22 protein-coding genes are annotated in these 20,363 nt (G+C 68.0%); 10 read left to right on the top strand and 12 right to left on the bottom strand.

Translation table 11 applies throughout. The annotated features are described in order from the left end of the window. Nucleotides 1-120: 120 nt before the first annotated feature. Complete coding sequence (locus MFF30_RS18295; RefSeq protein WP_238280908.1) at nt 121-2,547, top strand: PAS domain S-box protein; 2,427 nt, start codon at nt 121-123, stop codon at nt 2,545-2,547. Nucleotides 2,548-2,575: 28 nt separating this feature from the next. On the opposite strand, the gene MFF30_RS18290 is transcribed toward MFF30_RS18295, so the two are convergent. The 8 genes from MFF30_RS18290 to MFF30_RS18255 all read right to left on the bottom strand — a co-directional run bounded on the left by MFF30_RS18290 (nt 2,576) and on the right by MFF30_RS18255 (nt 11,541). Further along, nucleotides 2,576-5,161 (bottom strand): histidine kinase dimerization/phosphoacceptor domain -containing protein, encoded by a 2,586-nt coding sequence (locus tag MFF30_RS18290; protein ID WP_373320936.1) that lies wholly within the window; start codon nt 5,159-5,161, stop codon nt 2,576-2,578. Then, the gene (locus tag MFF30_RS18285) at nt 5,158-5,628 is read right to left on the bottom strand and encodes a response regulator (RefSeq protein ID WP_238280907.1); all 471 of its coding nucleotides are present in this window, start codon (nt 5,626-5,628) and stop codon (nt 5,158-5,160) included. The genes MFF30_RS18290 and MFF30_RS18285 overlap by 4 nt, the downstream gene beginning before the upstream one ends. Then, nucleotides 5,625-6,722, bottom strand: coding sequence for a histidine kinase dimerization/phosphoacceptor domain -containing protein (locus MFF30_RS18280; protein WP_283205918.1), 1,098 nt, complete (start codon nt 6,720-6,722; stop codon nt 5,625-5,627). The genes MFF30_RS18285 and MFF30_RS18280 overlap by 4 nt, the downstream gene beginning before the upstream one ends. A gap of 186 nt (nt 6,723-6,908) precedes the next feature. Next, nucleotides 6,909-7,955, bottom strand: coding sequence for an endonuclease/exonuclease/phosphatase family protein (locus MFF30_RS18275; protein ID WP_238280906.1), 1,047 nt, complete (start codon nt 7,953-7,955; stop codon nt 6,909-6,911). A 224-nt stretch (nt 7,956-8,179) separates the two neighbouring features. After that, nucleotides 8,180-8,380: a hypothetical protein gene (locus tag MFF30_RS18270; protein WP_238280905.1), complete on the bottom strand. Its 201-nt coding sequence runs from the start codon at nt 8,378-8,380 to the stop codon at nt 8,180-8,182. A 74-nt stretch (nt 8,381-8,454) separates the two neighbouring features. Further along, entirely contained in the window at nt 8,455-8,955 is a 501-nt protein-coding gene (locus MFF30_RS18265) for a YidB family protein (protein ID WP_238280904.1), read from the bottom strand. A 529-nt stretch (nt 8,956-9,484) separates the two neighbouring features. Next, the gene (locus MFF30_RS18260) at nt 9,485-10,816 is read right to left on the bottom strand and encodes an ATP-binding protein (RefSeq protein ID WP_238280903.1); all 1,332 of its coding nucleotides are present in this window, start codon (nt 10,814-10,816) and stop codon (nt 9,485-9,487) included. A 5-nt stretch (nt 10,817-10,821) separates the two neighbouring features. Next, nucleotides 10,822-11,541, bottom strand: a complete 720-nt coding sequence (locus MFF30_RS18255; RefSeq protein WP_238280902.1) for a response regulator — start codon at nt 11,539-11,541, stop codon at nt 10,822-10,824. Between the two features lie 190 nt (nt 11,542-11,731). Between MFF30_RS18255 and MFF30_RS18250 the strand changes: the two genes are divergently transcribed. From MFF30_RS18250 to MFF30_RS18240, 3 genes are all read left to right on the top strand, one after another. After that, nucleotides 11,732-12,070, top strand: coding sequence for a GCG_CRPN prefix-to-repeats domain-containing protein (locus MFF30_RS18250; RefSeq protein ID WP_238280901.1), 339 nt, complete (start codon nt 11,732-11,734; stop codon nt 12,068-12,070). Between the two features lie 71 nt (nt 12,071-12,141). Then, nucleotides 12,142-12,537 (top strand): EF-hand domain-containing protein, encoded by a 396-nt coding sequence (locus MFF30_RS18245; protein WP_238280900.1) that lies wholly within the window; start codon nt 12,142-12,144, stop codon nt 12,535-12,537. An 86-nt stretch (nt 12,538-12,623) separates the two neighbouring features. Further along, complete coding sequence (locus MFF30_RS18240) at nt 12,624-12,896, top strand: GCG_CRPN prefix-to-repeats domain-containing protein (RefSeq protein WP_238280899.1); 273 nt, start codon at nt 12,624-12,626, stop codon at nt 12,894-12,896. Between the two features lie 196 nt (nt 12,897-13,092). Here the strand turns inward: MFF30_RS18240 and MFF30_RS18235 are convergent, their stop codons facing one another. From MFF30_RS18235 to MFF30_RS18225, 3 genes are all read right to left on the bottom strand, one after another. Beyond that, nucleotides 13,093-13,431: a carboxymuconolactone decarboxylase family protein gene (locus MFF30_RS18235; protein ID WP_238280898.1), complete on the bottom strand. Its 339-nt coding sequence runs from the start codon at nt 13,429-13,431 to the stop codon at nt 13,093-13,095. 145 nt (nt 13,432-13,576) lie between these two features. Next, entirely contained in the window at nt 13,577-13,879 is a 303-nt protein-coding gene (locus MFF30_RS18230; RefSeq protein ID WP_238280897.1) for a hypothetical protein, read from the bottom strand. A 30-nt stretch (nt 13,880-13,909) separates the two neighbouring features. Continuing rightward, nucleotides 13,910-14,590, bottom strand: a complete 681-nt coding sequence (locus MFF30_RS18225) for a Crp/Fnr family transcriptional regulator (protein ID WP_238280896.1) — start codon at nt 14,588-14,590, stop codon at nt 13,910-13,912. A 209-nt stretch (nt 14,591-14,799) separates the two neighbouring features. Here MFF30_RS18225 and MFF30_RS18220 point away from each other — a divergent pair, with 209 nt between their 5' ends. The 4 genes from MFF30_RS18220 to MFF30_RS18205 all read left to right on the top strand — a co-directional run bounded on the left by MFF30_RS18220 (nt 14,800) and on the right by MFF30_RS18205 (nt 18,180). Beyond that, nucleotides 14,800-15,600 carry a pentapeptide repeat-containing protein gene (locus MFF30_RS18220; RefSeq protein WP_238280895.1) on the top strand — a complete coding sequence of 267 codons (801 nt, stop codon included), beginning with the start codon at nt 14,800-14,802 and terminating at the stop codon, nt 15,598-15,600. Nucleotides 15,601-15,634: 34 nt separating this feature from the next. Beyond that, a complete protein-coding gene (locus tag MFF30_RS18215; RefSeq protein WP_238280894.1) occupies nt 15,635-16,027 on the top strand; it encodes a thioredoxin family protein in 393 nt (130 codons plus the stop codon). A gap of 9 nt (nt 16,028-16,036) precedes the next feature. Beyond that, nucleotides 16,037-16,756, top strand: a complete 720-nt coding sequence (locus MFF30_RS18210; RefSeq protein WP_238280893.1) for a cytochrome c biogenesis CcdA family protein — start codon at nt 16,037-16,039, stop codon at nt 16,754-16,756. 188 nt (nt 16,757-16,944) lie between these two features. After that, nucleotides 16,945-18,180: an MFS transporter gene (locus MFF30_RS18205; protein ID WP_238280892.1), complete on the top strand. Its 1,236-nt coding sequence runs from the start codon at nt 16,945-16,947 to the stop codon at nt 18,178-18,180. Between the two features lie 135 nt (nt 18,181-18,315). Here the strand turns inward: MFF30_RS18205 and MFF30_RS18200 are convergent, their stop codons facing one another. Beyond that, nucleotides 18,316-18,759, bottom strand: coding sequence for a PRC-barrel domain-containing protein (locus MFF30_RS18200; protein ID WP_306424592.1), 444 nt, complete (start codon nt 18,757-18,759; stop codon nt 18,316-18,318). 281 nt (nt 18,760-19,040) lie between these two features. Between MFF30_RS18200 and MFF30_RS18195 the strand changes: the two genes are divergently transcribed. Then, complete coding sequence (locus tag MFF30_RS18195; RefSeq protein ID WP_238280891.1) at nt 19,041-19,319, top strand: hypothetical protein; 279 nt, start codon at nt 19,041-19,043, stop codon at nt 19,317-19,319. 20 nt (nt 19,320-19,339) lie between these two features. After that, nucleotides 19,340-20,363, top strand: a 1,024-nt coding sequence (locus MFF30_RS18190) for an endonuclease/exonuclease/phosphatase family protein (protein ID WP_238280890.1), incomplete at its 3' end; no start/stop codon positions are given.

Genomic DNA, 20,363 nt, shown 5'->3' with positions numbered 1-20,363 from the left:
CGTCCGAAAGCCTTCGACTTCGAAAGCTTCCCTGTATCGGGCGGGAGCAGAACCTCCGGCCGCTCGTTGGGAGACGGTGCGGCCAGGCTTGGTGCGGCGCTTGGCCGGAACAGGACGGACATGGAATCGGAAATCGAGGCGCTGCGTCGCGAACTGCGCGAGGCGAAAGCAGAGAACGCCCGCCTTCGGGAACGCAACGAAAGCCACGTCCATGCTCCGACCGGCGCCGAGCGCACCTCGGCGGCCGGGACCGACCTTCTGTTCACGGCGGCGGAGAAAACCCGTATGCCGCAGATCGTCACCGACCCGAACCTTCCCGACAACCCCATCGTCTTCGCCAACCGCGCCTTCCAAGACCTCTGCGGCTACGGGGCGGAGGACCTGATCGGGAAGAACTGCCGCTTCCTGCAGGGGCCTGACACCGACCCGGCCGACGTCGCCAAGGTGCGCGACGCCATAGCGGCACGCCGGGACGTGGTCGTCGAGATCCTGAACTACCACCGGGACGGCACGCCGTTCCGCAACGAGCTCTACGTCAGCCCGGTCTACGACCCGGACGGGAGCCTGCGCTACTTCTTCGCCAGCCAGCTGGATGTCACCCGTTTCCGGACGGAGGAGGAGCGTCTCGCCGAGAGCGAGGCGCGCTACCAGGCCCTCTTCGAGGCGGTCGATGCCGGATTCTGCATCGTCGAGATGCGGTACGACGCGGAGGGACGGGCGGTCGATTACCGCTTCGTCGAGGTCAACCCGGCCTTCGAGCGCCACACCGGCCTCCATGGCGCGACCGGGCGATGGGTCCGCGACCTCGTTCCCGATCTCGAACGGCAGTGGTTCGACACCTACGGCGAGGTGGCGATGACCGGTCGGTCCGTACGCTTCGAGAGCGGCGCGGTCTCCTTGGGCCGATGGTTCGACGTCCATGCCCTGCGGATCGGCGATCTCGCGCGGCGGCGGGTGGCGATCCTGTTCAACGACATCACCGACCGGCGCAGGCTGGAGGACCATCTCCAGGCATCGGCCCGCGACCGCACCGAGGAGCGGGACATGCTCCTGCGGGCCAGCCGCGACCTGTTCGTGGTCTGCGGAATGGACGGTCTATTCCGCTCCGGCAACGAAACCTGGGCGACGATGCTGGGGTGGGCGCCGAGCGACATCGTCGGGGCGCGGTTCGACCATTTCGTCCATCCTGACGACAGGGAGGCCGCGCGGCGGGCGTTCGAACGCGTCATCGCGGGCGAGGTGCTCGACGACGTCGACGTGCGGGTCCAGACAAAGGATGGAGCCTACCGCTGGGTGTCCTGGAACGCGATCCCGCGCGATGACCACTTCTACGCGGCCGGACGCGACATCACCGAGCGCAAGGCCCTGGAGGACCAGCTACGCCAGTCGCAGAAGCTGGAGGCGGTCGGGCAGCTCACCGGGGGCGTGGCGCATGACTTCAACAACCTGCTGACGGTCATCAAGTCGTCCACAGACCTGCTCAAGCGCCCGAACCTCGCCGAGGAGCGCCGCACCCGCTACATCGGGGCCATCTCGGACACGGTGGCCCGCGCCGCCAAGCTGACGGCCCAATTGCTGGCCTTCGCCCGGCGCCAGGCCCTCCAACCCGAGGTGTTCGACGTCGGGCGTGGCGTCGGCTCCGTCGCGGACATGGTGCGCACGCTGACCGGCGCCCGCATCCAGGTCGATACCGTCGTCGAACCGTGTCGGGATGCGCAGGGCCGGGTGCATCCGTGCCTGATCGACGCCGACCCGAGCCAGTTCGACACGGCGCTGGTCAACATGGTGGTCAACGCCCGTGACGCGATGGAAGGTGAGGGTCGGCTGACGATCCGGGTCCGGCCGGTGGAGAGGGTGCCGGCGGCAAGGGCGCATCCGGCGCGGTACGGGGACTTCGTGGCCGTCTCGATCACCGATACCGGCGCCGGAATCCCCCAGGACATCCTGGATCGGATCTTCGAGCCGTTCTTCACGACCAAGGGCGTCGGACAGGGGACCGGCCTCGGGCTGTCCCAGGTGTTCGGCTTCGCAAAGCAATCGGGCGGCGAGGTCGTCGCCGAGAGCGAGGTCGGGCGCGGCACCACCTTCACCCTGTACCTACCGCAAGCCACCGGCAATGCGCCGGCGGTCGACGAGCAGCCGGAGCCTGAGATGCTCGCGGATGGTCACGGCACCGGCGTGCTCCTGGTGGAGGACAACCACGAAGTGGGCGCGTTCGCGGCCCAGGCGCTGACGGAGCTTGGTTACGAGACGGTCTGGGCGACCGATGCCGAGAAGGCGCTGACTGAACTCGCGGTGACCCCGAACCGCTTCGAGATCGTCTTCTCCGACGTGGTCATGCCCGGCATGAACGGGATCGAGCTCGCGGAGAAAATCCGCCAGCAGATGCCCGACATGCCTGTGGTCCTGGCGTCCGGCTACAGCCACGTGCTGGCGGAGCACGGCACGCACGGATTCGAACTTTTGCGGAAGCCGTATTCGGTCGCCGACCTGTCGCGCATCCTGAGGGTGGCCGTGGAGCGGCGGACCATGTCTATCCGCCGTTAGCTCCACGGGCGATCCCGCATACCGCCCGTCAGGCGTGGACGATGAAGCAGGCACCGGGATCGTTCGACACCTCTAGCCGGGCGTCGATCTGGTCGAGCATCGCCCGGACGAGCCGCATCCCGAGACCTGTGCCCTTGGGCTTCCGGTCGGCCCATCCCTCGGGCAGGCCTTCGCCGTCGTCGCAGACCCGCATCCGCACGCCGCCGTCTTCCTGGGCGACGATGCTGACCTCGACCTTCGCCTTGCCGGCCTCGGTCGTGGCGTACTTGAAGGCGTTGGTCACGAGCTCGGTCGCGATCAGGGAGAGCGCCACCGCCTTGCGGTAGGGCACCATGACCTTCTCGTCGGTGACGATGCCCACCGTCTGGCCGTCGCCTGCCATCCCCGACAGGTCGCGGCACAGCACCGCGATGGTCTGTCCGAGGTCGACCTCCTCCATGTTCTCTGCTTGGTAGAGGCTGTCGTGGACCCGGGCGACGCTCATGACGCGCGCCGACGTCTCGGCGAATGCCTGCTTGGCTGCTGGGTCCTCGGTTTGGCGCTGCTGCATCTGCAGGAAGGCCGAGACGATCTGGAGGGAGTTCTTGACCCTGTGGTCGATCTCCCGACTCAGGACGTCCTTCTGCTCCAGCAGGCGCTCCTTCTCGGCCAGCAGGACCGTCAACTCGTCGATCCGGCGACGCTGCCTCAGCACCACGCCTTCGACGACCTGGGCGAGGGACGCGGCGAACGAGACCTTCCAGGTGGCCCACCGGTTCGACTGGCCGCGCCGTTCCTCCACCCAGCGCTCGAACGAGCGCCGCGGGAGGATGATGGCGGCGTCCCTGCCAGGCTCGACGGACTTCCGCGGGTCGCCGCTCCACGAGACGGTGCTTGGAGCCTCCGGCTTGAACCACATAAGGCAGTGGTCGCGCGCCTCATCGACGAACACCGAGATCAGCCCGCTGGCCACCTCGGCGTAAGCCGCAGCCGGCGCGTACTCGGAGGAAAGGCGATGGGTGACGAAGCCTGTCTCGGCCGGCGGCCGGGCATGGGCCAGCCAGTCGCGTAACGCCAGCACGTCCTCGGCCGGGGGTGCCTTGCCGATAAGGGTCACCCGGCCGTCCGAGACGACTGCGGCGCCCTTGGTATCGAACAGGTCGAGCATCGTGATGTCGCCCGAGGTGAGGGCATCGACGAAGTCGTCCGACTGGGTCAGCTTGCGAACGAGGTGCACCTGGGTGGCGAGGTGGGCCTGCTGGTCCTCCCACAGGGTGCGTCCCTCGATCTCCTGCAGCCGCATCGCGAAGGCGTCGGCGAGCAGCGCGGTGACGCCGCGCATGGCTGGCCTGACGTAGTGTGGCCGCCGATGGTGCCCGATCACCAGGCCCCAGAGCGATCCGCCCACGATGATGGACGCGGACATCGAGCCGTTGACGCCGAGGTTGCGCTGGTACTCCAGGTGGATCGGCGACAGCGAGCGATGCTGGACGAAGGTCAGGTCGACGGGGCCGTCGTGGTCGGCGTCGGCAAGGATCGGCACCGGCGCGGCGTCACGGTCGGTCACGAACCGGATGCGCGACCGGAGATAGAGGGCACGCGCCTGCGCCGGGATGTCCGAGGCCGGGAAGTGCAACCCGAGCAGGGAGCGGGGCCAGTCCGCCGACTTGTCCTCGGCGATGGCCTCGCCGTTCCAGTCGGGATCGAAGCGATAGATCAGCACGCGCTCGAAGCCGGTGATGGCGCGGATCTCGCGCGCGGCGGTGGCTGCGATTTTCGCGATGGTGTCCGCGGCCCGCAGGCGTGCGACCGCGACCCCGGTCCGTACCGGGCGCGCCGGACCGAAATCCTCGGGCCGCTCGGGGACCGGTTCCAACTCGACGAGAACCCGGCCGGCATGGGCATGGCAGACGGCCAGGAAGGGTTCCCCGGCGAAGCGGATGGTCCGGTCGACGGCGTTCCCTTCCGTCAGTCCGTCGGCAGCCAGCGCGGCGCCGATCCGCTTGACGAACGAGGCCGGCAGAACGGCATCGAGCCCGAGGCCGATCAGGGGCTCCCCTGAAGGGAGATGCGCGTCGTCCACGTTCGCGCTGTGGGCGACGATGCGGAGATCCAAGTCCGCGACCAGCAGGACGGCCTCGGGCTGGATCGAGCCTGGGATGTGGATCGGTTCGCGCTCGCATTGGGTCGGATCGACCGCCTGGGCGCGCGAACGCCGTTCCACCACGGCGACGCCCTCGATCCGCGTCGCGTCCGCGAGAGGGGCCATCGTGATCCAATGGCGACCCGGTCGGGCGGCCGAGACCATGCGCAGGTCCGCCCGGACGGGACGGGGCTGCCGGTCGAAGGCGAACGTGCCGCGCGCGTCGACGCCGCCGCCCCGCACGCCGGCCAGGAAGCGTCCGTAGCCGCGCGGGACGTTGGTACCCGGCGCCAGGTCCTTGAAGAAATCTCTGCCTAGTATCGCCTCCGCGGCAAGGTCGACGAGGGTCGCACCAGCGCCGTTGCAGGCGAGGACGATGCCGGCGTCGTCGACGCAGACGACACTCTCAGCGAGCCTTTCCAGCGCTTCCGTGGACAGGTCGTCGTAGGCGATGTCGGTTGCCGTCCGTACGGCGGGTGTCTTCAAGCTCACGGCAGTTCCGCGGCGGCCTGGGCGGCGCGGAGACCGATCCGTTCCAGGTACCAGGGCGCCAAGCGCACGCCCGGGGGGCGATCCATGGATGGCGGGGGACGCCGGACGCATTCCTCAAGGAACGGGAGCGCCGCCCCGAACACCTTCTCGGAGAAAGGCTTCGGGATGACGGCCGCCGCCCCGTCGAGGTCGTCCGGCAGCATGCGGACATTGGCGGTCAAGAAAACCACGGTCAGACCGGCGATGTCGCGCATCGCCCGTGCGGCTTTCATGCCGGACGTGCCGTCCTTCAGACGCACGTCCACGAAGGCGATATCAGGCCTCGTCTCGATGGCGAGGGCAACCGCTTCCTCTTCCGAGACGGCGGTGCCCACGACCTCGTGCCCGGCATCCTCGAACAGCATTTCCAGCTGCATCAGGATCAGGGCCTCGTCCTCGACGATGAGGATACGAAGGGGGTCGCTCATGGCTTTACCGGCTCCTTGCCCGCACCGTTCGGGAACCGCACGGCGACGCGGGTGCCGGGATCGGCCGGCAGCCATTCGATGGTGGCGCCGAGTTGGCGCCCCAGGGTCTTGACCAAACGCTGCCCGAAAGACTTCGGGTCTATGGAGCGTCCGGAGATACCGACGCCATCGTCCCTGACGTCGAGCCGCACGTCGGCCCCGTCCGGTTCGACGCTGACGACAAGCTTGCCCGCCCGGCCATCCGGAAAGGCGTGCTTGAGCGCATTGGTCACGAGTTCGTTCAGCATCAGCGCCACCGGAGCGGCCTTGTCGACGGCGATGACGACGGATTCGAGTTCCAGCCTGAGGCGGATCTCGTTACGCCCGCTTCCGTGGACGAGGTCGGTGACGAGCTCGCGGGCGCAATCGGCGACGTCGAAGCGCGTGACGTTGCCGGAGTCGTAGAGTTGACGATGGACGGTGCCGAGCGCCTCGACGCGGTCCAGCATCATCCGCATTTTCTCCCGCGCGTCAGGGTCGGCGATGGTGCGGGCCTGCATCCCAAGCAGCGATGAGATCATCTGCAGGTTGTTCTTCACGCGGTGGTCGACCTCGTGAACCAGCATCGTCTTGGCGGCCAGCGCCTCGGTGAGCTCTCGCGTCCGTTCGACCACTTGGCGCTCGACGGCGGCCTTCTCGTTCCGGATCTGAAGCTCGTTATCGACCCGATGGGTGATGTCGAGCTGGGAGGCGAAGAAGTACAGGACCTCGCCGTCCTCGTTCACGACCGGGCTCATGTAGAGCCCGTTCCAGAACGAGGTGCCGTCCTTGCGGTAGTTCAGCAAATCAACGGCGATGTCACGACGCTCGGCGACGGCCTCGCGAATGCGGCGGACGTCTTCCCGGTCGGTATCCGGCCCCTGAAGGAAACGGCAGTTCGTCCCCATGATCTCGGAGCGGTCGTAGCCAGAGAGCTTACAGAACGCATCGTTGACGAACACGATGGGATTGTCGGGAAGACGGGGGTCGGTGATGATCATTGCCATGCGCGTCGCCCGGATGGCGGCCGCGAAAGGGTCTCCCTTGCCGTGTTCGGCGTGGAGGCTGTCGGTCATTCTCCAGGCTTCTGCTGGTTCCATGATCCCGGGTTTTCCTGTCGGGGGGCTACGGATACGACGGATCGCGCTGCGGACATCGCCGCCCGCCCCCTGAGCGTGCACAACGTAATCGAACCGAACGGGAACGGCAAAGCCGCCGGTCGTTCGCGGGCAGGTTGTTCCTGGCCCTTTTAACCTAGCGCATCACTGCACCGCCTCGATGGCTTCCCGGGCGTCGCGGTGGTCCTCCTTCGAGGCCTCGGGGGCGTCCTGTCGCGCAGGGGCATGAGGTGCCCGGCACAGGCTGACCGAGATCGGGAAATGATCCGAGCCGATATCGCCCAGGCGTTGCATGTCGGCGAGGAGGAAGTGCTCGCTGAAGAAGACGTGATCGAGCGGCCAGCGGGCGACCGGATACTGCGCGTGGAAGGTCGAGAATAGGCCGCGCCCCTGACGGGGGTCGAGCAGGCCGCTGAGATTCTGGAAAAGTTGGTTCGTTCGCGACCAGGCCACGTCGTTGAGGTCGCCCGCGACGATGGTCGGACCTTTGGTCTTCGCTACCTCTTTGGCGACCATCACGAGCTCGGCGTCGCGCGGCGCGCTGCTGTGGCCCGGATGGGGCGGCCGCGGATGCAGGCCGTGAAAGGTCACCGCCTCGCCGCCGGGCAGGACGATGGTGGTTCGTAGCGACGGGACATCCTCCTGCAGCAGGAAGCGGATCGTTGGATCGCGCAGGGGAAGCCGCGAGTAGAACAGCAGGCCGTAGGTGTTGTCCTGGGGCTGCTCGACCTGGTTCGGATAGCGCACCCGCAGGGGTGCCATGGCCGATTGCCAGCCGGCATCGGTCTCCAGCAACAGCACGATGTCCGGCGACTGCCTCTCGATCAGGTCGAGGGCGACGGCGTAGTCCCGGTTCGATTGCAGCACGTTGAGCACGAGCAGGCTGCCCCGGTCACCCGCATCGCAGGTGTCGGCCGCCTTCGCCTGGGTCGCGGCCAGCGGCGTGAACGGCAGGATGTGGCTGGCCTGAAGCGCCAGCGCGGCCAGCATCGCGGCCGACAGGACCAGCGCCGAGGCGTCCCGGGATATCGCGAGAAGCGCGACGATGCATCCGACGAGGGCGACGGCGATCTGCAGCCGCGGAAAATCCAGGCTGCGCACGAAGCCCAGGTTCGTCGGGATCAGGGGCAGGAAGGTCGCCGTGGCCAAGAGAGCCGCAACAACTTTCAGGGCGGTCGAGAGATACGTCAAAGCCGGTCCAAAGGTCAGGCGCCGCGAGGGGTTGGGAAGGGGATCACGCTGCTCATGACGTCCCGGGCGATGGCGACCAAGTCGATGGCCATGGTGCACTTACAGGTAGGGTCAGAAGGCTGAGACAGCCTCGCCCGGCGTCGGCTCGGCGGCTGCAGCACCGGGCTCCGGTCCCGATTCCTGGGTGACCGACTCGGAATGCCCCGCCTCGACGAGCGAGCCGATCATCCGAAGGAGGTCGCGATGCTCGCGGGGGAGCCGGCATCGGTCGAGAGGAAGTCCGGAATGCCGATCCGCTTCGGCGTACCGCCGGAGGGGCCGTTCGGTTCGTGGAAGACGAAGACGTCGACCGGATCGTCGCCGTGGTAGAGGAACCAGCGGTCGCCGTTGGAACTGGCGTTTATCAGTGTCCTGACGGCCGTCATGAGAGGCTCCGCTGACGTATCGGCAGGTCAAAACAGGGTCGGCACCCCCGAGGCGCCGACCAATCGTCATTCAGTCAGGCCGGCTGACGGCCGTCCTGGGCGTAACGTTCGATGGCCGACGGCAGGTCGCGCGAGAGTCGGGAGAGGATATCCGCACGGCTCAGGCCGGTCTGCTTCTGGAGCCCGTCGAGGGTTTCGGGGCCGATGGCCTTCTCCAGGTCCGCCTCGGGAATATCGCGGTTCGCACCCTGGTTGACCCAGGAGTTGGCGGTCTCGCCGTGGCCACCCTTGGTGAAGTGGTCGACGAGTTCCGTGAGACCGCTGGCGATCAGGCCGCCCACGCCGGCCGTGCCGAGGCCGCCGAGCAGGTTGCCGAGATTGCCGATGCCGCCCGTGGAGCCGGTGCTCGATACGGTGTTCGGGACCGGAGGGACGGTGCCATGGTTCGGGCTCAGGGAAGGGGTCGACGGGGTGTCGTGGCCCTTCAGGAGTTCGGCAAGCTTGTCGCGGTTCTGGTAGCCAGCCACGGCCAGCAGGCCCAGCAGCGCGGTCATTGAGGGATAGCCCTTGCTCATCGTCGGTTCCTTGCCGTGTTCGTGTTCGGATGTGTGACGGGATCGAATAGCGAACGTCCGCGACGCTGTTTGCGTTCGCATCGCGGCTTCGATCATCGTGGTCGGCGTCCGCCGCCGAAGCGCCGGCTGACGAAGGCGATGATCCTGGGAAGCAGGAATGCCGTGAGGAGCTTGCGGAGCATGGTTGGCCTCGTAGTGCCTGGGCCAAAGATCCGCCCGCTGTCAGGTGGCATCGGCGGCACGGGGGGCAATAGTCCGTACGTACCAGCCGATCTGATACTTTCTGGACGCCAGCACACCTGGAGCCTCACGGGACCACCGCACGGGTTACGGCGACAATGGCTGCCCGTTTGGCTGCTGGTTGTACTGGACGCCTCTCACCGTGCCCGGCGATGTCTCATGCAAGTGGGATTGGCGACCCGTGAACTAAACGGCAGTGATCAGCACGGCGGCCTGCAGGGCGGCGTGATCGCGTAACACCGGGATTGCGGAAGACATCCTCGCCATCCATCACGCGGCATTCGGGCCCCTAGGCCGGTAGGCTCACCTCCGCCCTCAGGCCGCCGCCGGCCCGGTTGGCCAGGGCAACGTCGCCTCCATGCGCGCGGATCGCCGACCGTGCGATGGCGAGACCGAGACCGGTCCCACCTGTGTCCGCGTTACGCGAACCCTCCAGTCGCGCGAAGGGCGCGAACATTTCCTCGATCCTGTCGGACGGAATGCCCGGCCCGTCGTCGTCGACGAGGATACGGACGCTGTCACCCCCCCGCTCAAGGGTGATCCGCGCCTTGTCACCGTAGCGCACCGCGTTCTCGACGAGGTTGTCGAGGGCCCGACGCAGCGCCACCCGCCGGCCATGGAACAGAAGGTCGGCCGGCGACGCGACGGTCACGTCCCGCCCCAGGACAACGTGATCGTCCGCAAGCGCCCGTACCATCTCGACGAGGTCCAGCGGGCCGCTACCCTGGGCGAGCGCATCGTCACGGGCGAACGCCAGGGTCGCGTCAACCATCCGCCCCATGTCCGAGATCGTACGCACCATCGCCGTGCGCAATTCGCCGTCCTCGACCATCTCGGCCCGGAGCCAGAGCGAGGCGATGGGGGTGCGCAGGTCGTGGCTGATGGCGGCCAGCATCCGGGTGCGGTCGGCGACGAAGGCCCGTGAGCGCTCCTGCATTCGGTTGAACGCCGCCGTCATGGTTCGTAATTCGCGTGGGCCACGCTCCGGCAGCGGTTCGACGGCGGCACCGCGACCGGCCATCTCGGCGGCCCTGGCGAGGTCCGCCACGGGACCGACGATCCCGCGCCTGGCGATGGCGACGACAGCGAGCACTGCGACCACGCTCGCAAGGACCTGGATGAGCGCGATGCGCATCCACGGCGGCGTCCGGAGTGCAAGCGGGGCCTCGGCGTTGAGCCAGCGCCCGTCGTCGAGCCGGACGGAGACCCGTAGGGCCTGGGTCCTGTCCGACAGGTGGCCCGGGGGGGCATTCTCCACGACGTCGCGCTCGACCAAGGCTATCCGCGCCTGGCTGGCGTCGTCCTTCATGCGTCGGTCGATCCGCCGCGCCAGCCGAGCCTCGTCGGGCCCCATCGCGCCTTCCGGGACAAGGCTGCCGGCATCGATGGTGAAACGGTGGCGGGGGGAGCCGTAGGCCGCGACCACGCCCGGGACGGTGTCGGGCTGGACCGCGTCGAGCAGGCGCACCAACGTGGCGATGCGGTCGACCACTTGGGTCCGGGCCGCCGCCCGGCCGACCCGTGACGACTCGTGCGCGAACATCGCGAAGGCCGCGGCCTGGGCGCCCACGACGGCGAACACCAGCAGGATCGCCAGCCTTCCGCCGAGCGAGTGCGGCACCAGCCTCAAAGCACAATCCTCACCTCGGCCGCTAGGACGTAGCCACCGCCCCAGACGGTCTTGAGGAGACCCGGATTGGCCGGGTCGAGCTCCAGCTTGCGCCGGAGGCGGCTGACCTGGTTGTCGATGCTGCGGTCGAAGGCGTCGGCGGTGCGGCCGCTGGTCAGGTCAAGGAGCTGGTCGCGCGAGAGCACCACCCTCGGGTGCCGGGTCAGTGCCGACAGCAGTCGGAACTCCGCCGTGCTGAGCGTGACAGGGGTGCCGGCTTCGTCGACGAGCTCGCGCCGGTCGGTGTCCAACGTCCAGCGGTCGAACGCCAGCTTGCGTCCGTCGGCCTCGTCCCGGGTGCGGGGAAGCGCGCGCGTGCGACGGAGGAGGTTCTTGATGCGGGCGAGGAGTTCGCGCGGCTCGAACGGCTTCGTGACGTAGTCGTCGGCCCCGATCTCCAGGCCGACGATCCGGTCGGTCCCCTCCGCAAGGGCGGTGAGGAGGATGACGGGCGTGTCGTAGGCCTCCCGGATATGGCGGCAGAGCGACAGGCCGTCCTCTCCCGGCATCATGATGTCGAGGAGCACGAGGTCGATGGCACTTCCCGTCAGGACGACGCGAGCGGCCGCCGCGTCCGCGGCGACGGTGACCCGGAGCTCGTGCTTCCTCAGGTAGGCCGCGAGCGGATCGCGGATGTCGCGATGGTCGTCCACCACCAGGATGTGTGCGTCGTCCATGTCCCGAACCTTTCGTACTGGACCCTAACGCGCGGCGGCGTCCGCCTCCCCGGGGGATTCTGTCGCGAAATGTATCGGGACCTTCGAACCCGCGACGGCTCGCGACGAAAAAGGGGTTTCCCGGCAAATTCCTGCGACAGGCCGGCGGCAAGGTGCGGGCAGTCGAAACACCGCATCGGGAGACGAAGCGATGACGAAGGAAGCGGTACGCGCGCCGACCCTGTTGAGGCGGCTTCTGCCCGCGGCCCTGCTGGCAGCCGGCCTGGCGGCGCCGCTGGCCACCGCCGGCACGGCCGAGGCCCGCGACGGCTGCGGGCTCGGGGGCCACCGCGGGTTCTACGGCTACTGCCGTCCCAACCTCGGACCAAGGGTGTTCTACCGGCCCTACGCCTTCCGGCCCGCCTTCTACGGACCGCGACGGTTCGGTTGGGGCGGTCCTCGCTGGGGCGGCTACCGGCATGTCGGCTGGGGCCATCGCGGCTGGGGCCATCGCGGGTGGGGCCACCACGGCTGGCATCACCGTTGGTGACCCTGCCGAGGCTAGGGGTCGTGCCATCCGGCGCGGCCCCGGGACGACCCGGTGACGCGAGAGGTGAGATCATGACAAAGGCTATCGCCTGCCTGGCACTGGCCACGTTCTTGGCGGGAACGGCCGCCCACGCCCAGACGCCTGCAGGAACGGATACGCCGAACGGTGCGGGAGCCGCGGGCGTGGACCTCTCTACGTTCCTCGCCCGGCACCGCACCCGGATCATGCGGGCCGATGCCGATCACGACGGGCGCGTCAGCCGGGCGGAATGGGCGGCCTGGTGGGACGCTCGTCCCGGCAAGGGACCCTACGACCCTGCCGGACGGTTCCGGGCCATCGACGCGGACGGCGACGGCTTCCTCACCGCCGAGGAGATCGACGCCACGTCCAGCAAGCGGTTCGCACGGCTCGACGCCGACCACGACGGTCGCGTCGTCCGCGCGGAGCGACCCTGCCGCGCCAAGTGAACCGAATGCCCGGGATCGGGGTTCGGATAGCGGTCTTTCCCAGGGCACGGCCTACGCGCTGTGCCCGCCACAACGAAAGAATCAGAATGAAGCTCACAGGTCTCATCGTCGGCGGTTTCGCGACCCTGCTCATGGCAGGCGGAGCCCAGGCCCTTCCCATGCCGGCCGGCGGCATCGGCGTCGACGCCCCAATCGTCCAGGTCCGCGCCGGTTGCGGCTTCGGCGCCCATCGCGGCCCGTTCGGGGGCTGCCGCCTGAACCGCGGACCGCGCGGCGCCATGAGGCGGGCCGTCACGGGCGCGCCGCGCGGTTGCCCGCCCGGTCTCTATCGCGGTCCGGGTGGTCGCTGCCGCCGCTGACGACGACGGCTCGTTCGATCCCGGACTGAACGCCACTCCGCCAGAGCCTCGCCAAGTCGACCGACCTGGCGAGGCTCTGTTTTGATGAGGGTCGGACGGTTTGGCATCCTTAGCAATGGCGAGACGCATACGCCCCACTCTCCCCGAGGTGGCCGCGTATGCCGCCTGTGAATTGGCCGTCCTTCGGCCGCGCCTTTTAACCCACGTCGCGCGTGAAGGCGTCGAATGCCCGGGCGCTGTAGACAAGCGCCGCGCCGGCATTCAAGGCCACGGCGACCCCCAATGCCTCGACCATCTCCTCCTTGCTCGCGCCGGCCTTGCGCGCGGCGTCGGTATGGAAGGCGATGCATCCATCGCACCGGGTCGTCACCGCCACGGCGAGCGCGATCAATTCCCGCGTCTTGTCATCGAGCTTCGGCTCCTTCGGCTTGGCCGAGGCCAGCTTGTCATGCGCGCTTAGGAGTTCGGGGCTGATCTGACCCATCTGGCCCAGGGTGGACACCAACTCGCCGCGGTAGCCATTCCAATTTTCCATTTCGGATCTCCTCCAAATGCGGCTCTCTCGGGAGCCGTCCTCAATCAGACGCGGACCGGCGCGCCTACCATCTAGTAGGTAGTTAGGGGTCATTGGCATGGCAACCCGGCCGACGTCCTCACGGTAGCCGTACGGGACGACGTCCTCACGGTAGCCGTACGGGACGACGTCCTCTGGTGCGCTTGCCGACGGCCGCCGGCGCGGGCTCTTCCGGTGGATCGGGCGGCGGGTCGCAAATCAGGGCGGCGATCCGACGAAGCTCGGCTCGCGCCCTCCAGCAGATGTCGGTCACGTCGTCGTGCCCGTGCCCCGGGACGATGACCGTGCACAGGTGCTCGTAACCGCTGGACGCATGGATCGCGAAGGTCACCGACCAGACCGGGGCCTTCCCCGGTCCGTAGGTCGTGAACTCGATCTTCCGGGGTTCGACGCGCAGGGCGGTATCCATGTCGGGTGGCGTCCGAACTCGCTTGGCCGGTCAGGAAGGATTCAATCTTCCGGCCGCCAAGCTCGCGCGGTCGATGACCTGCACCTGGCCACGCCGGACCTCGACGAGGCCCTCGTCCGCCCACTCGCCCAGGAGGCGGCTGACGACCTCGCGCACACTCCCGACGTCCGAGGCGAGTTGCTGGTGGGTCTTCCAGACGATCCCCTCGGCATCGGCGTCGACCAGCAGCCGCCGGGCGAGGCGCTGCTCCAGGGGAGCGCAAGCGATCTCCTCCACCAGGTCGAACATCCCCGACAGAAGCTTGGTGTAGTCGTCGAGGACGAAGGTCCGGAAGGCATCGCTCTCCCGCATCAACTGGCGGAAGGTGTCGGACGGGAGGGCGGCCAACTCGGTCCGGGCCTCGGCGACGCTCTGCGCCGGAAAGCCCCCACCCGAAAGCAGGCACTGGGTGGTGAGGACGCAGGTGCCGCCCGCGCCGACCTTGTAGATCAGCATCTCGCGGCCGCCCTCGGACATCCGGAACACCCGGGTCCGGCCGTCGATGCACATCAGGTAATCCGCACACGCGTCCTGAAGCTCGTAGGCAATCGCACCGGCCTCAAGAACGGGGAAATGCACCGTGCCGCGTGCGATCTGAAGATGGCTGGCACTGAAGTCCCGGATCAGCGGAAAGCGCTCGATCCAGCGGTCGATCTGATGGGCGCTCCGCATGGTCGTCCTCCCCGGGCTGGCGGTCATTGAACGCCACCATGACCCGGACGATGCATCGTGAACACTGGATCCACAGCCTTCGGTGACCTGGGTCACAGACGGTTGTCTCGTCTCCTCATATCACTGTCGCAACTGAACAAAAACCGTTCCGGCAGCACCATAAGGAAGCGCATGCTTCCTACGGGCCGGGCGAAACAACGGGAGAATCCATGCGCCGCCTCGCCGCCCTGCTGTTCGCCTCCATCTTTCTGGCTGCCCCCGCCCATGCCGAGCAGGACTTGCTCCTGGGCGCCGACATGGGCTCGGCCGCGATGACGAAGGCCGAGATGACCCGGGCCGACGTCGAGGCGCTGATCGCCAAGGCGGACGGCAAGCCTGTTGACCTCTCCGACAAGGCGCTCGCCGGCCTCGACCTGTCGGGCCTGAACCTGAAGGGCGCGAACCTGCGCACCGCCCGCCTCAACAAGGCCAACCTGCGCGGCGCCGATCTGTCCGGCGCGAACCTGGAGCAGGCCTGGTTCATCAAGGCCGACCTCAGCGGCGCCAAGCTCGTCGGGGCCAAGATGTTCGGCATCACCGCCCGGGATGCGAACCTCAGCGGGGCCGACCTCAGCCGTTCGATGCCCATCGGCGACTTCAAGGGCGCCAACATGGCCGGGGCGACGCTGGTCGACCTCAAGGGCGGCGCCGACATCAAGAACCAGTCCATGGGTCTGATGCGGGCCGTGTTCGTCTCGGTGAACCTCAAGGGCGCCAACCTGAAGGGTGCGAACCTCGGGCGCTCGCGCCTGGAATACGCCGACCTCACCGATGCCGACCTCACCGACGTGGTGCTGATGGGTTCCGACCTGTCGGGGGCGAACCTCACCGGTGCGACCGTATCGGGCGCCGACTTCAAGAACGTCGACGTCAGCGGCGCCCGCCTCGTCTCCCTCAAGGGCCAGGACAGCGCCAAGGACTGGTCGGCCCGCGTGAACGTCGACCGCGCGATCACCCAGGTCGCTGACTGAGCCCCCTTCATACGCCCTTCCGAGGACAGCACCCATGACGACCACCCGACGCATCCTGCTCGCCGCCTTCGCCGTCGCCCCCATGCTGTTCGGCACCGACGCCATCGCCGCCGAGACCGCCTACACCCCCGCCGCGTTCGAGGCGGCCCAGAAGACCGGCAAGCCGATCCTGGTGCACATCACCGCCCCGTGGTGCACGACCTGCGCCGCCCAGAAGCCGATCCTGGCGAAGCTTGAGGCCGATCCGAGGTTCAAGGACCTCCAGGTGTTCGACGTCGACTTCGACAGACGCAAGGACGTGGTCAAGAAGTTCGGCGCGACGATGCAGAGCACGCTCATTACCTTCAAGGGCGAGAAGGAAACCGGGCGCTCGGCCGGCGAGACCAAGCCCGAGGCGATCTCGTCGCTCCTCGACGAGGCGATCTAGGGCAACGCCATGGCCGCCGCCCTGGGCCTCGCCTTCCTTGCCGGCATCCTCTCGGTGCTGTCGCCTTGCGTGCTGCCGTTGCTGCCGCTGGTGCTCGGCGCGGCGGCATCGGAGCACAGGCTCGGCCCGGCGGCCCTCGCGGCGGGCCTGGCCCTCTCCTTCGTCGCCATCGGGCTGTTCGTGGCCACCGTCGGGTTCGCCATGGGGCTCGACGCCGGGATCTTCCGCACCGTCGCGGCCGTCATGCTGATCCTGGTCGGGTTGGTCCTGATGGTGCCGGCGGCCCAGACGCGGCTGGCCGTGGCCGCCGGACCGGTGAGCGACTGGACCGAGAGCCGGTTCGGCGGCTTCTCGACCGCCGGCCTGCCCGGCCAGTTCGGCGTCGGCGTGCTGCTCGGCGCGGTCTGGAGCCCCTGCGTCGGCCCCACCCTCGGGGCGGCCTCGCTGCTCGCATCGCAGGGACGCGACCTCGGCGCCGTCGCGCTGACCATGCTCCTGTTCGGCCTCGGTGCGGCCCTGCCGCTCCTGCTGCTCGGCACCCTGTCGCGCGAGGTGCTGATGCGTTGGCGCGACCGGATGATGGGCGTGGGCAAAGGGCTGAAGGCCGCCCTGGGGCTCATCCTCGTCGTCACCGGGGCGATCATCGTGCTCGGCTACGACAAGGTGCTGGAAACAGGTCTGGTGAACGCTTCGCCGGCTTGGCTAACGGACCTGACGACAAGGCTTTGAGCCGACCGGCCATGTTTGTCGCTCGATTCTATTCCGGTTGAAATCCAGAAGGACGGCCGGCAGCCGATTGGAGTCCCGACGATGCCCTCGCCGTCCCACCGGGGAATGGGAAAGGCCCCGATGGAACGCAATCGGTGCAGGGACGTCACTCCCCCTCACATCGGCAAGGAAGCAGGCGTCATGAGAGCATGAGTGGGAACGCGGAACGGCCGGGTCCGGCGGACGGGACAGGGGAGGCGCGGGACCTGCACCCGCGCAAGTTCGACCTCCTCAACCTGACCCTTGTCGACGTCAACGGCGGCCTCCGGCCGTACCTCAACGTCTTCCTGCTCGTGCATCGGGAATGGAGCGCGACGACGGTCGGGTTGGTGACGACCATCGCGGGTCTCATCGGGGTCGGCTTGCAGGCCCCTCTCGGCGCCGTCATCGACGCGGCGCGCGACAAGCGAATGGCCATCGTGGCGGCTCTGCTGGCGGCGTCGGCCGGGGCCGCGGTGATCGCGATCTGGCCCCAGTTCTGGCCTGTGCTGGTTGCCTTCACGATCCTGACCGCCGCGGGCAGCAGCTTCACCCCGACCATCGCCGGCCTCACGCTCGGCATCTTCCCGAAAGCGCGCCTGTCCCGCCGGATGGGCCGGAACAGTGCCTGGTACCGGGGCGGCAACGTCTGCATCGCGGTCCTGATCGCCCTGGTGGGCTACGGCTTCCCGGACCGGGCCGTGTTCTTCCTGGTACCCGCCTTGTCACTCGCCGCTGCCGCGGCGGTGCTGTCCATCCCGCGCGACATCGTCGGTCAGGAGCTCGCCGAGGAGGTAAAGCCCAAGGCGAAAAGCGGCTCCGCGCTCAAGGTGCTCCTCGCCAACCGCCCCCTCCTGATCTTCGCCGCGTCGATCTTCCTGTTTCAGCTGGCGAACGGGCCGATGGCCTCGCTCGTCGCCCAGAAGATCTCCTTGGCGCACGAGGACTGGTCGGCCGCGATCACCTCGACCACCATCATCGCGGCCCAGGTCGTGATGCTCCCCATGGCCATCATGGTCGGGCGTTTCGCAGACGGCTGGGGGCGCAAGCCCATTATCCTGTTCGCGTTCGCAATGCTGCCGGTCCGGGCTCTGCTCTACACGGTGTCCGACGACGCGATCTGGCTGTTCGCGGTCCAGTCCCTGGAGGGGGTCAGCACCGGCCTCTACAGCGCGATCAAGCCGCTGATGATTGCCGACTTCATGGAGGACAAGAGCCGCTACAACCTCGCCTCGGGATCCATCGCGACCGTCCAGGGCGTTGCCATCGCCCTGTCGAACGTGCTTGCCGGCAGCATCGTCGACCTCAGCGGGTTCACCGCGGCGTTCCTCGTCTCCAGCGCCATCGGGACAGCCGCGGCCCTCCTGCTGACCCGGATGCCGGAACCGTCGGGCGTCAAGGCCTGAGCTCGGAGCGCGACCATGTCCGGCATTCCGACCGCGCCGGTCCGGGAACACGGGATACGAAAAGGCCCGGCCGCCGACCAAATGGGCGTCCGGGCCTTCGCTGGTCTCAAAGGGGCCGGTCAGACCCGCAGGGGATTACTTCTTCTTGGAGTAATCGAAGGTCGGCGCCTTGTTGAGCGTGTCCTTGTCGGTGTCGACGTAGGCCGCCCACTTGTTGTCCTTGTTGCTCACCGAGATGGTCGACGGATCGAGCACGACGTAGCGCTCGCCGAGGCCGAGGAAGCCGCCGACGCTGACGATGACGCCGGTGACGGTCTTGCCGTTCTCGATGACGAGGTCCTCGATCTCGCCGACCGTCTCCTTGTTGTTGTTGTAGACGTTCGTGCCGATCAGCTTCGACGAGGTGATGTCGGCCGGCTTCACGGTGACGAACTTGAGCTTCACCGTCGCCGTGTCGGCCATCTTCAAGCCCATGTCGGACGCGGAGTGCGCGGTGGTGGCCGGAGCGGGCGTCTGGGCCAGGGCGGGAACGGCAACGCAGGTCAGGGCGAACGCGGCGGCAAGATTACGGAACGACAAAGCTTTTCTCCATTTGGGAATATGTGGGCGATAGTCTGAGGAAGACGATCATTTCGATGCCTCGACATCGTCGCCCCGGTCGTATCGGGAGGCTCAACGTACGCTTCTCGGAAACGTTTCAGACACATTCGAATTTTCCGACTCACGATGCGGAGATGGCGCCGATGCCTCCCGGCGCTCGCGAATGGGTGTCTGTCGGGGCGGGAACACCGACCATCCGGAGGCATTGGGGCCTGGAAGATCGCAGCCCCAGTAGCAGCCGGAACGGACATCACCCTGCAATGACGAACAGAATCCCCCGGGCGGTCGCCCTCGTGGCCGTGGTGGCCAGCCTCGGTGTTGCGGCCCCCGCGTTCGCCCAGTCCGCGTCCAGCCGGATCGACCAGCCCACCCCGGGGACCTTGCCGTCGGGCTCTTCAAATGACGGCAGCGACGGTCGCGTCGCGCCGCCGAGCGCCATCCAGTCCTCCACCGACGTCATGAAGGGCGGGGCCGTGCAGGGTGACGGCTCGCCGTCACGGACGAACCCGATCCAGCATCTCCCGAAGGACATGCGCTGAGCGGCGATGGCGCCGGTACCGTGATCCGGCGCATCCTCCACGTCGTGACACTCTGCGCGGCCACGGCGTTGGTCGCCTGCACGCTCCTGCCCCTGGTCCCGACCGAGTGGTGGGCGATCCGGCTGCTCGACTTCCCGCGCCTGCATTGGGCCATCGGCCTCATGGTGGTCGGCATCGGCGTCCTACTCTACCCGTCGAAGGCACGGTGGCTAACTGGCCTCGTCCTGGCAGCGGTCCTTATGGCCCTGGTGGTCAACGTCGCAATCCTGTGGCCGTACCGGCCGGACGGGGGTGGCCACGTGGAGTCATGCCCGGCGGACCGCAGCCTGTCCGTGCTGATAGCGAACGTCCAGCTTGGGAACCGCAACGCTCCAGTGTTGCTCGACACCGTTCGAAAAGCCGACCCCGACCTGTTCCTCGCGATGGAGACGGATGCGTGGTGGGACGAGGCGCTCGATCCCCTCAGAGAGCGGATGCCGAACGTCCTGAAGCGGATCACCGGGTCCTACTACGGCATCGAGCTCTACTCGCGCCTGCCTCTGGTCAACGGCGAGATCCGCCATCTCGCGAAGCGGGAGACGCCAGCCATCGTCACCGGCGTGACCATGCGGACCGGCGAGACCATAGACTTAATCGGGCTCCACCCGAAGCCTCCGCTCCCGTGGCAGTCGTCCCTCGGCAGGGACGCCGAGCTCTACGCGGCCGCGACCATCCTGAACGAGCGCGTCGAGCCCGGCATCCTGGTGGGCGACCTCAACGCCACCCCGTGGGAGATCGCGGTCGAGCGCATGCGACGGCTCTCGGGCCTCGTCGACCCGCGCCGCGGCTACGGCTACGTCGCGACCTGGAACGCGGGATCGTCCTGGCTGCGCTGGCCCCTCGATCAGATCTTCCACGAGGGGGGCTTCGAGACGGTGTCCATCGACCGGCTCGACGCCTTCGGGTCCGACCACTTCCCGTATTTAGCCCGCCTGTGCCGACGCATCGGAGCGTCCGTCGATCCCGTCACCCGCGTCGGGAGGGGCGACGGGATCGACGGACGCT

The organism is Methylobacterium goesingense, from assembly GCF_022179225.1.
GTDB lineage: Bacteria > Pseudomonadota > Alphaproteobacteria > Rhizobiales > Beijerinckiaceae > Methylobacterium > Methylobacterium goesingense.
The sequence above is the reverse complement of the archived record's forward strand: the minus strand, read 5'-3'. Positions and strand labels throughout refer to the sequence as shown.

What these genes read in the sequence shown, in the direction of transcription:
- MFF30_RS18265 (WP_238280904.1), bottom strand. Translation starts at nt 8,955, where the DNA reads ATGAGCAAGGGCTATCCCTCAATGACCGCGCTGCTGGGCCTGCTGGCC.
- MFF30_RS18240 (WP_238280899.1), top strand. Translation starts at nt 12,624, where the DNA reads ATGAAGCTCACAGGTCTCATCGTCGGCGGTTTCGCGACCCTGCTCATG.
- MFF30_RS18205 (WP_238280892.1), top strand. Translation starts at nt 16,945, where the DNA reads ATGAGTGGGAACGCGGAACGGCCGGGTCCGGCGGACGGGACAGGGGAG.
- MFF30_RS18295 (WP_238280908.1), top strand. Translation starts at nt 121, where the DNA reads ATGGAATCGGAAATCGAGGCGCTGCGTCGCGAACTGCGCGAGGCGAAA.
- MFF30_RS18215 (WP_238280894.1), top strand. Translation starts at nt 15,635, where the DNA reads ATGACGACCACCCGACGCATCCTGCTCGCCGCCTTCGCCGTCGCCCCC.
- MFF30_RS18280 (WP_283205918.1), bottom strand. Translation starts at nt 6,722, where the DNA reads ATGACCGACAGCCTCCACGCCGAACACGGCAAGGGAGACCCTTTCGCG.
- MFF30_RS18225 (WP_238280896.1), bottom strand. Translation starts at nt 14,590, where the DNA reads ATGCGGAGCGCCCATCAGATCGACCGCTGGATCGAGCGCTTTCCGCTG.
- MFF30_RS18230 (WP_238280897.1), bottom strand. Translation starts at nt 13,879, where the DNA reads ATGGATACCGCCCTGCGCGTCGAACCCCGGAAGATCGAGTTCACGACC.
- MFF30_RS18250 (WP_238280901.1), top strand. Translation starts at nt 11,732, where the DNA reads ATGACGAAGGAAGCGGTACGCGCGCCGACCCTGTTGAGGCGGCTTCTG.
- MFF30_RS18255 (WP_238280902.1), bottom strand. Translation starts at nt 11,541, where the DNA reads ATGGACGACGCACACATCCTGGTGGTGGACGACCATCGCGACATCCGC.
- MFF30_RS18220 (WP_238280895.1), top strand. Translation starts at nt 14,800, where the DNA reads ATGCGCCGCCTCGCCGCCCTGCTGTTCGCCTCCATCTTTCTGGCTGCC.
- MFF30_RS18195 (WP_238280891.1), top strand. Translation starts at nt 19,041, where the DNA reads ATGACGAACAGAATCCCCCGGGCGGTCGCCCTCGTGGCCGTGGTGGCC.
- MFF30_RS18210 (WP_238280893.1), top strand. Translation starts at nt 16,037, where the DNA reads ATGGCCGCCGCCCTGGGCCTCGCCTTCCTTGCCGGCATCCTCTCGGTG.
- MFF30_RS18270 (WP_238280905.1), bottom strand. Translation starts at nt 8,380, where the DNA reads ATGACGGCCGTCAGGACACTGATAAACGCCAGTTCCAACGGCGACCGC.
- MFF30_RS18285 (WP_238280907.1), bottom strand. Translation starts at nt 5,628, where the DNA reads ATGAGCGACCCCCTTCGTATCCTCATCGTCGAGGACGAGGCCCTGATC.
- MFF30_RS18245 (WP_238280900.1), top strand. Translation starts at nt 12,142, where the DNA reads ATGACAAAGGCTATCGCCTGCCTGGCACTGGCCACGTTCTTGGCGGGA.
- MFF30_RS18235 (WP_238280898.1), bottom strand. Translation starts at nt 13,431, where the DNA reads ATGGAAAATTGGAATGGCTACCGCGGCGAGTTGGTGTCCACCCTGGGC.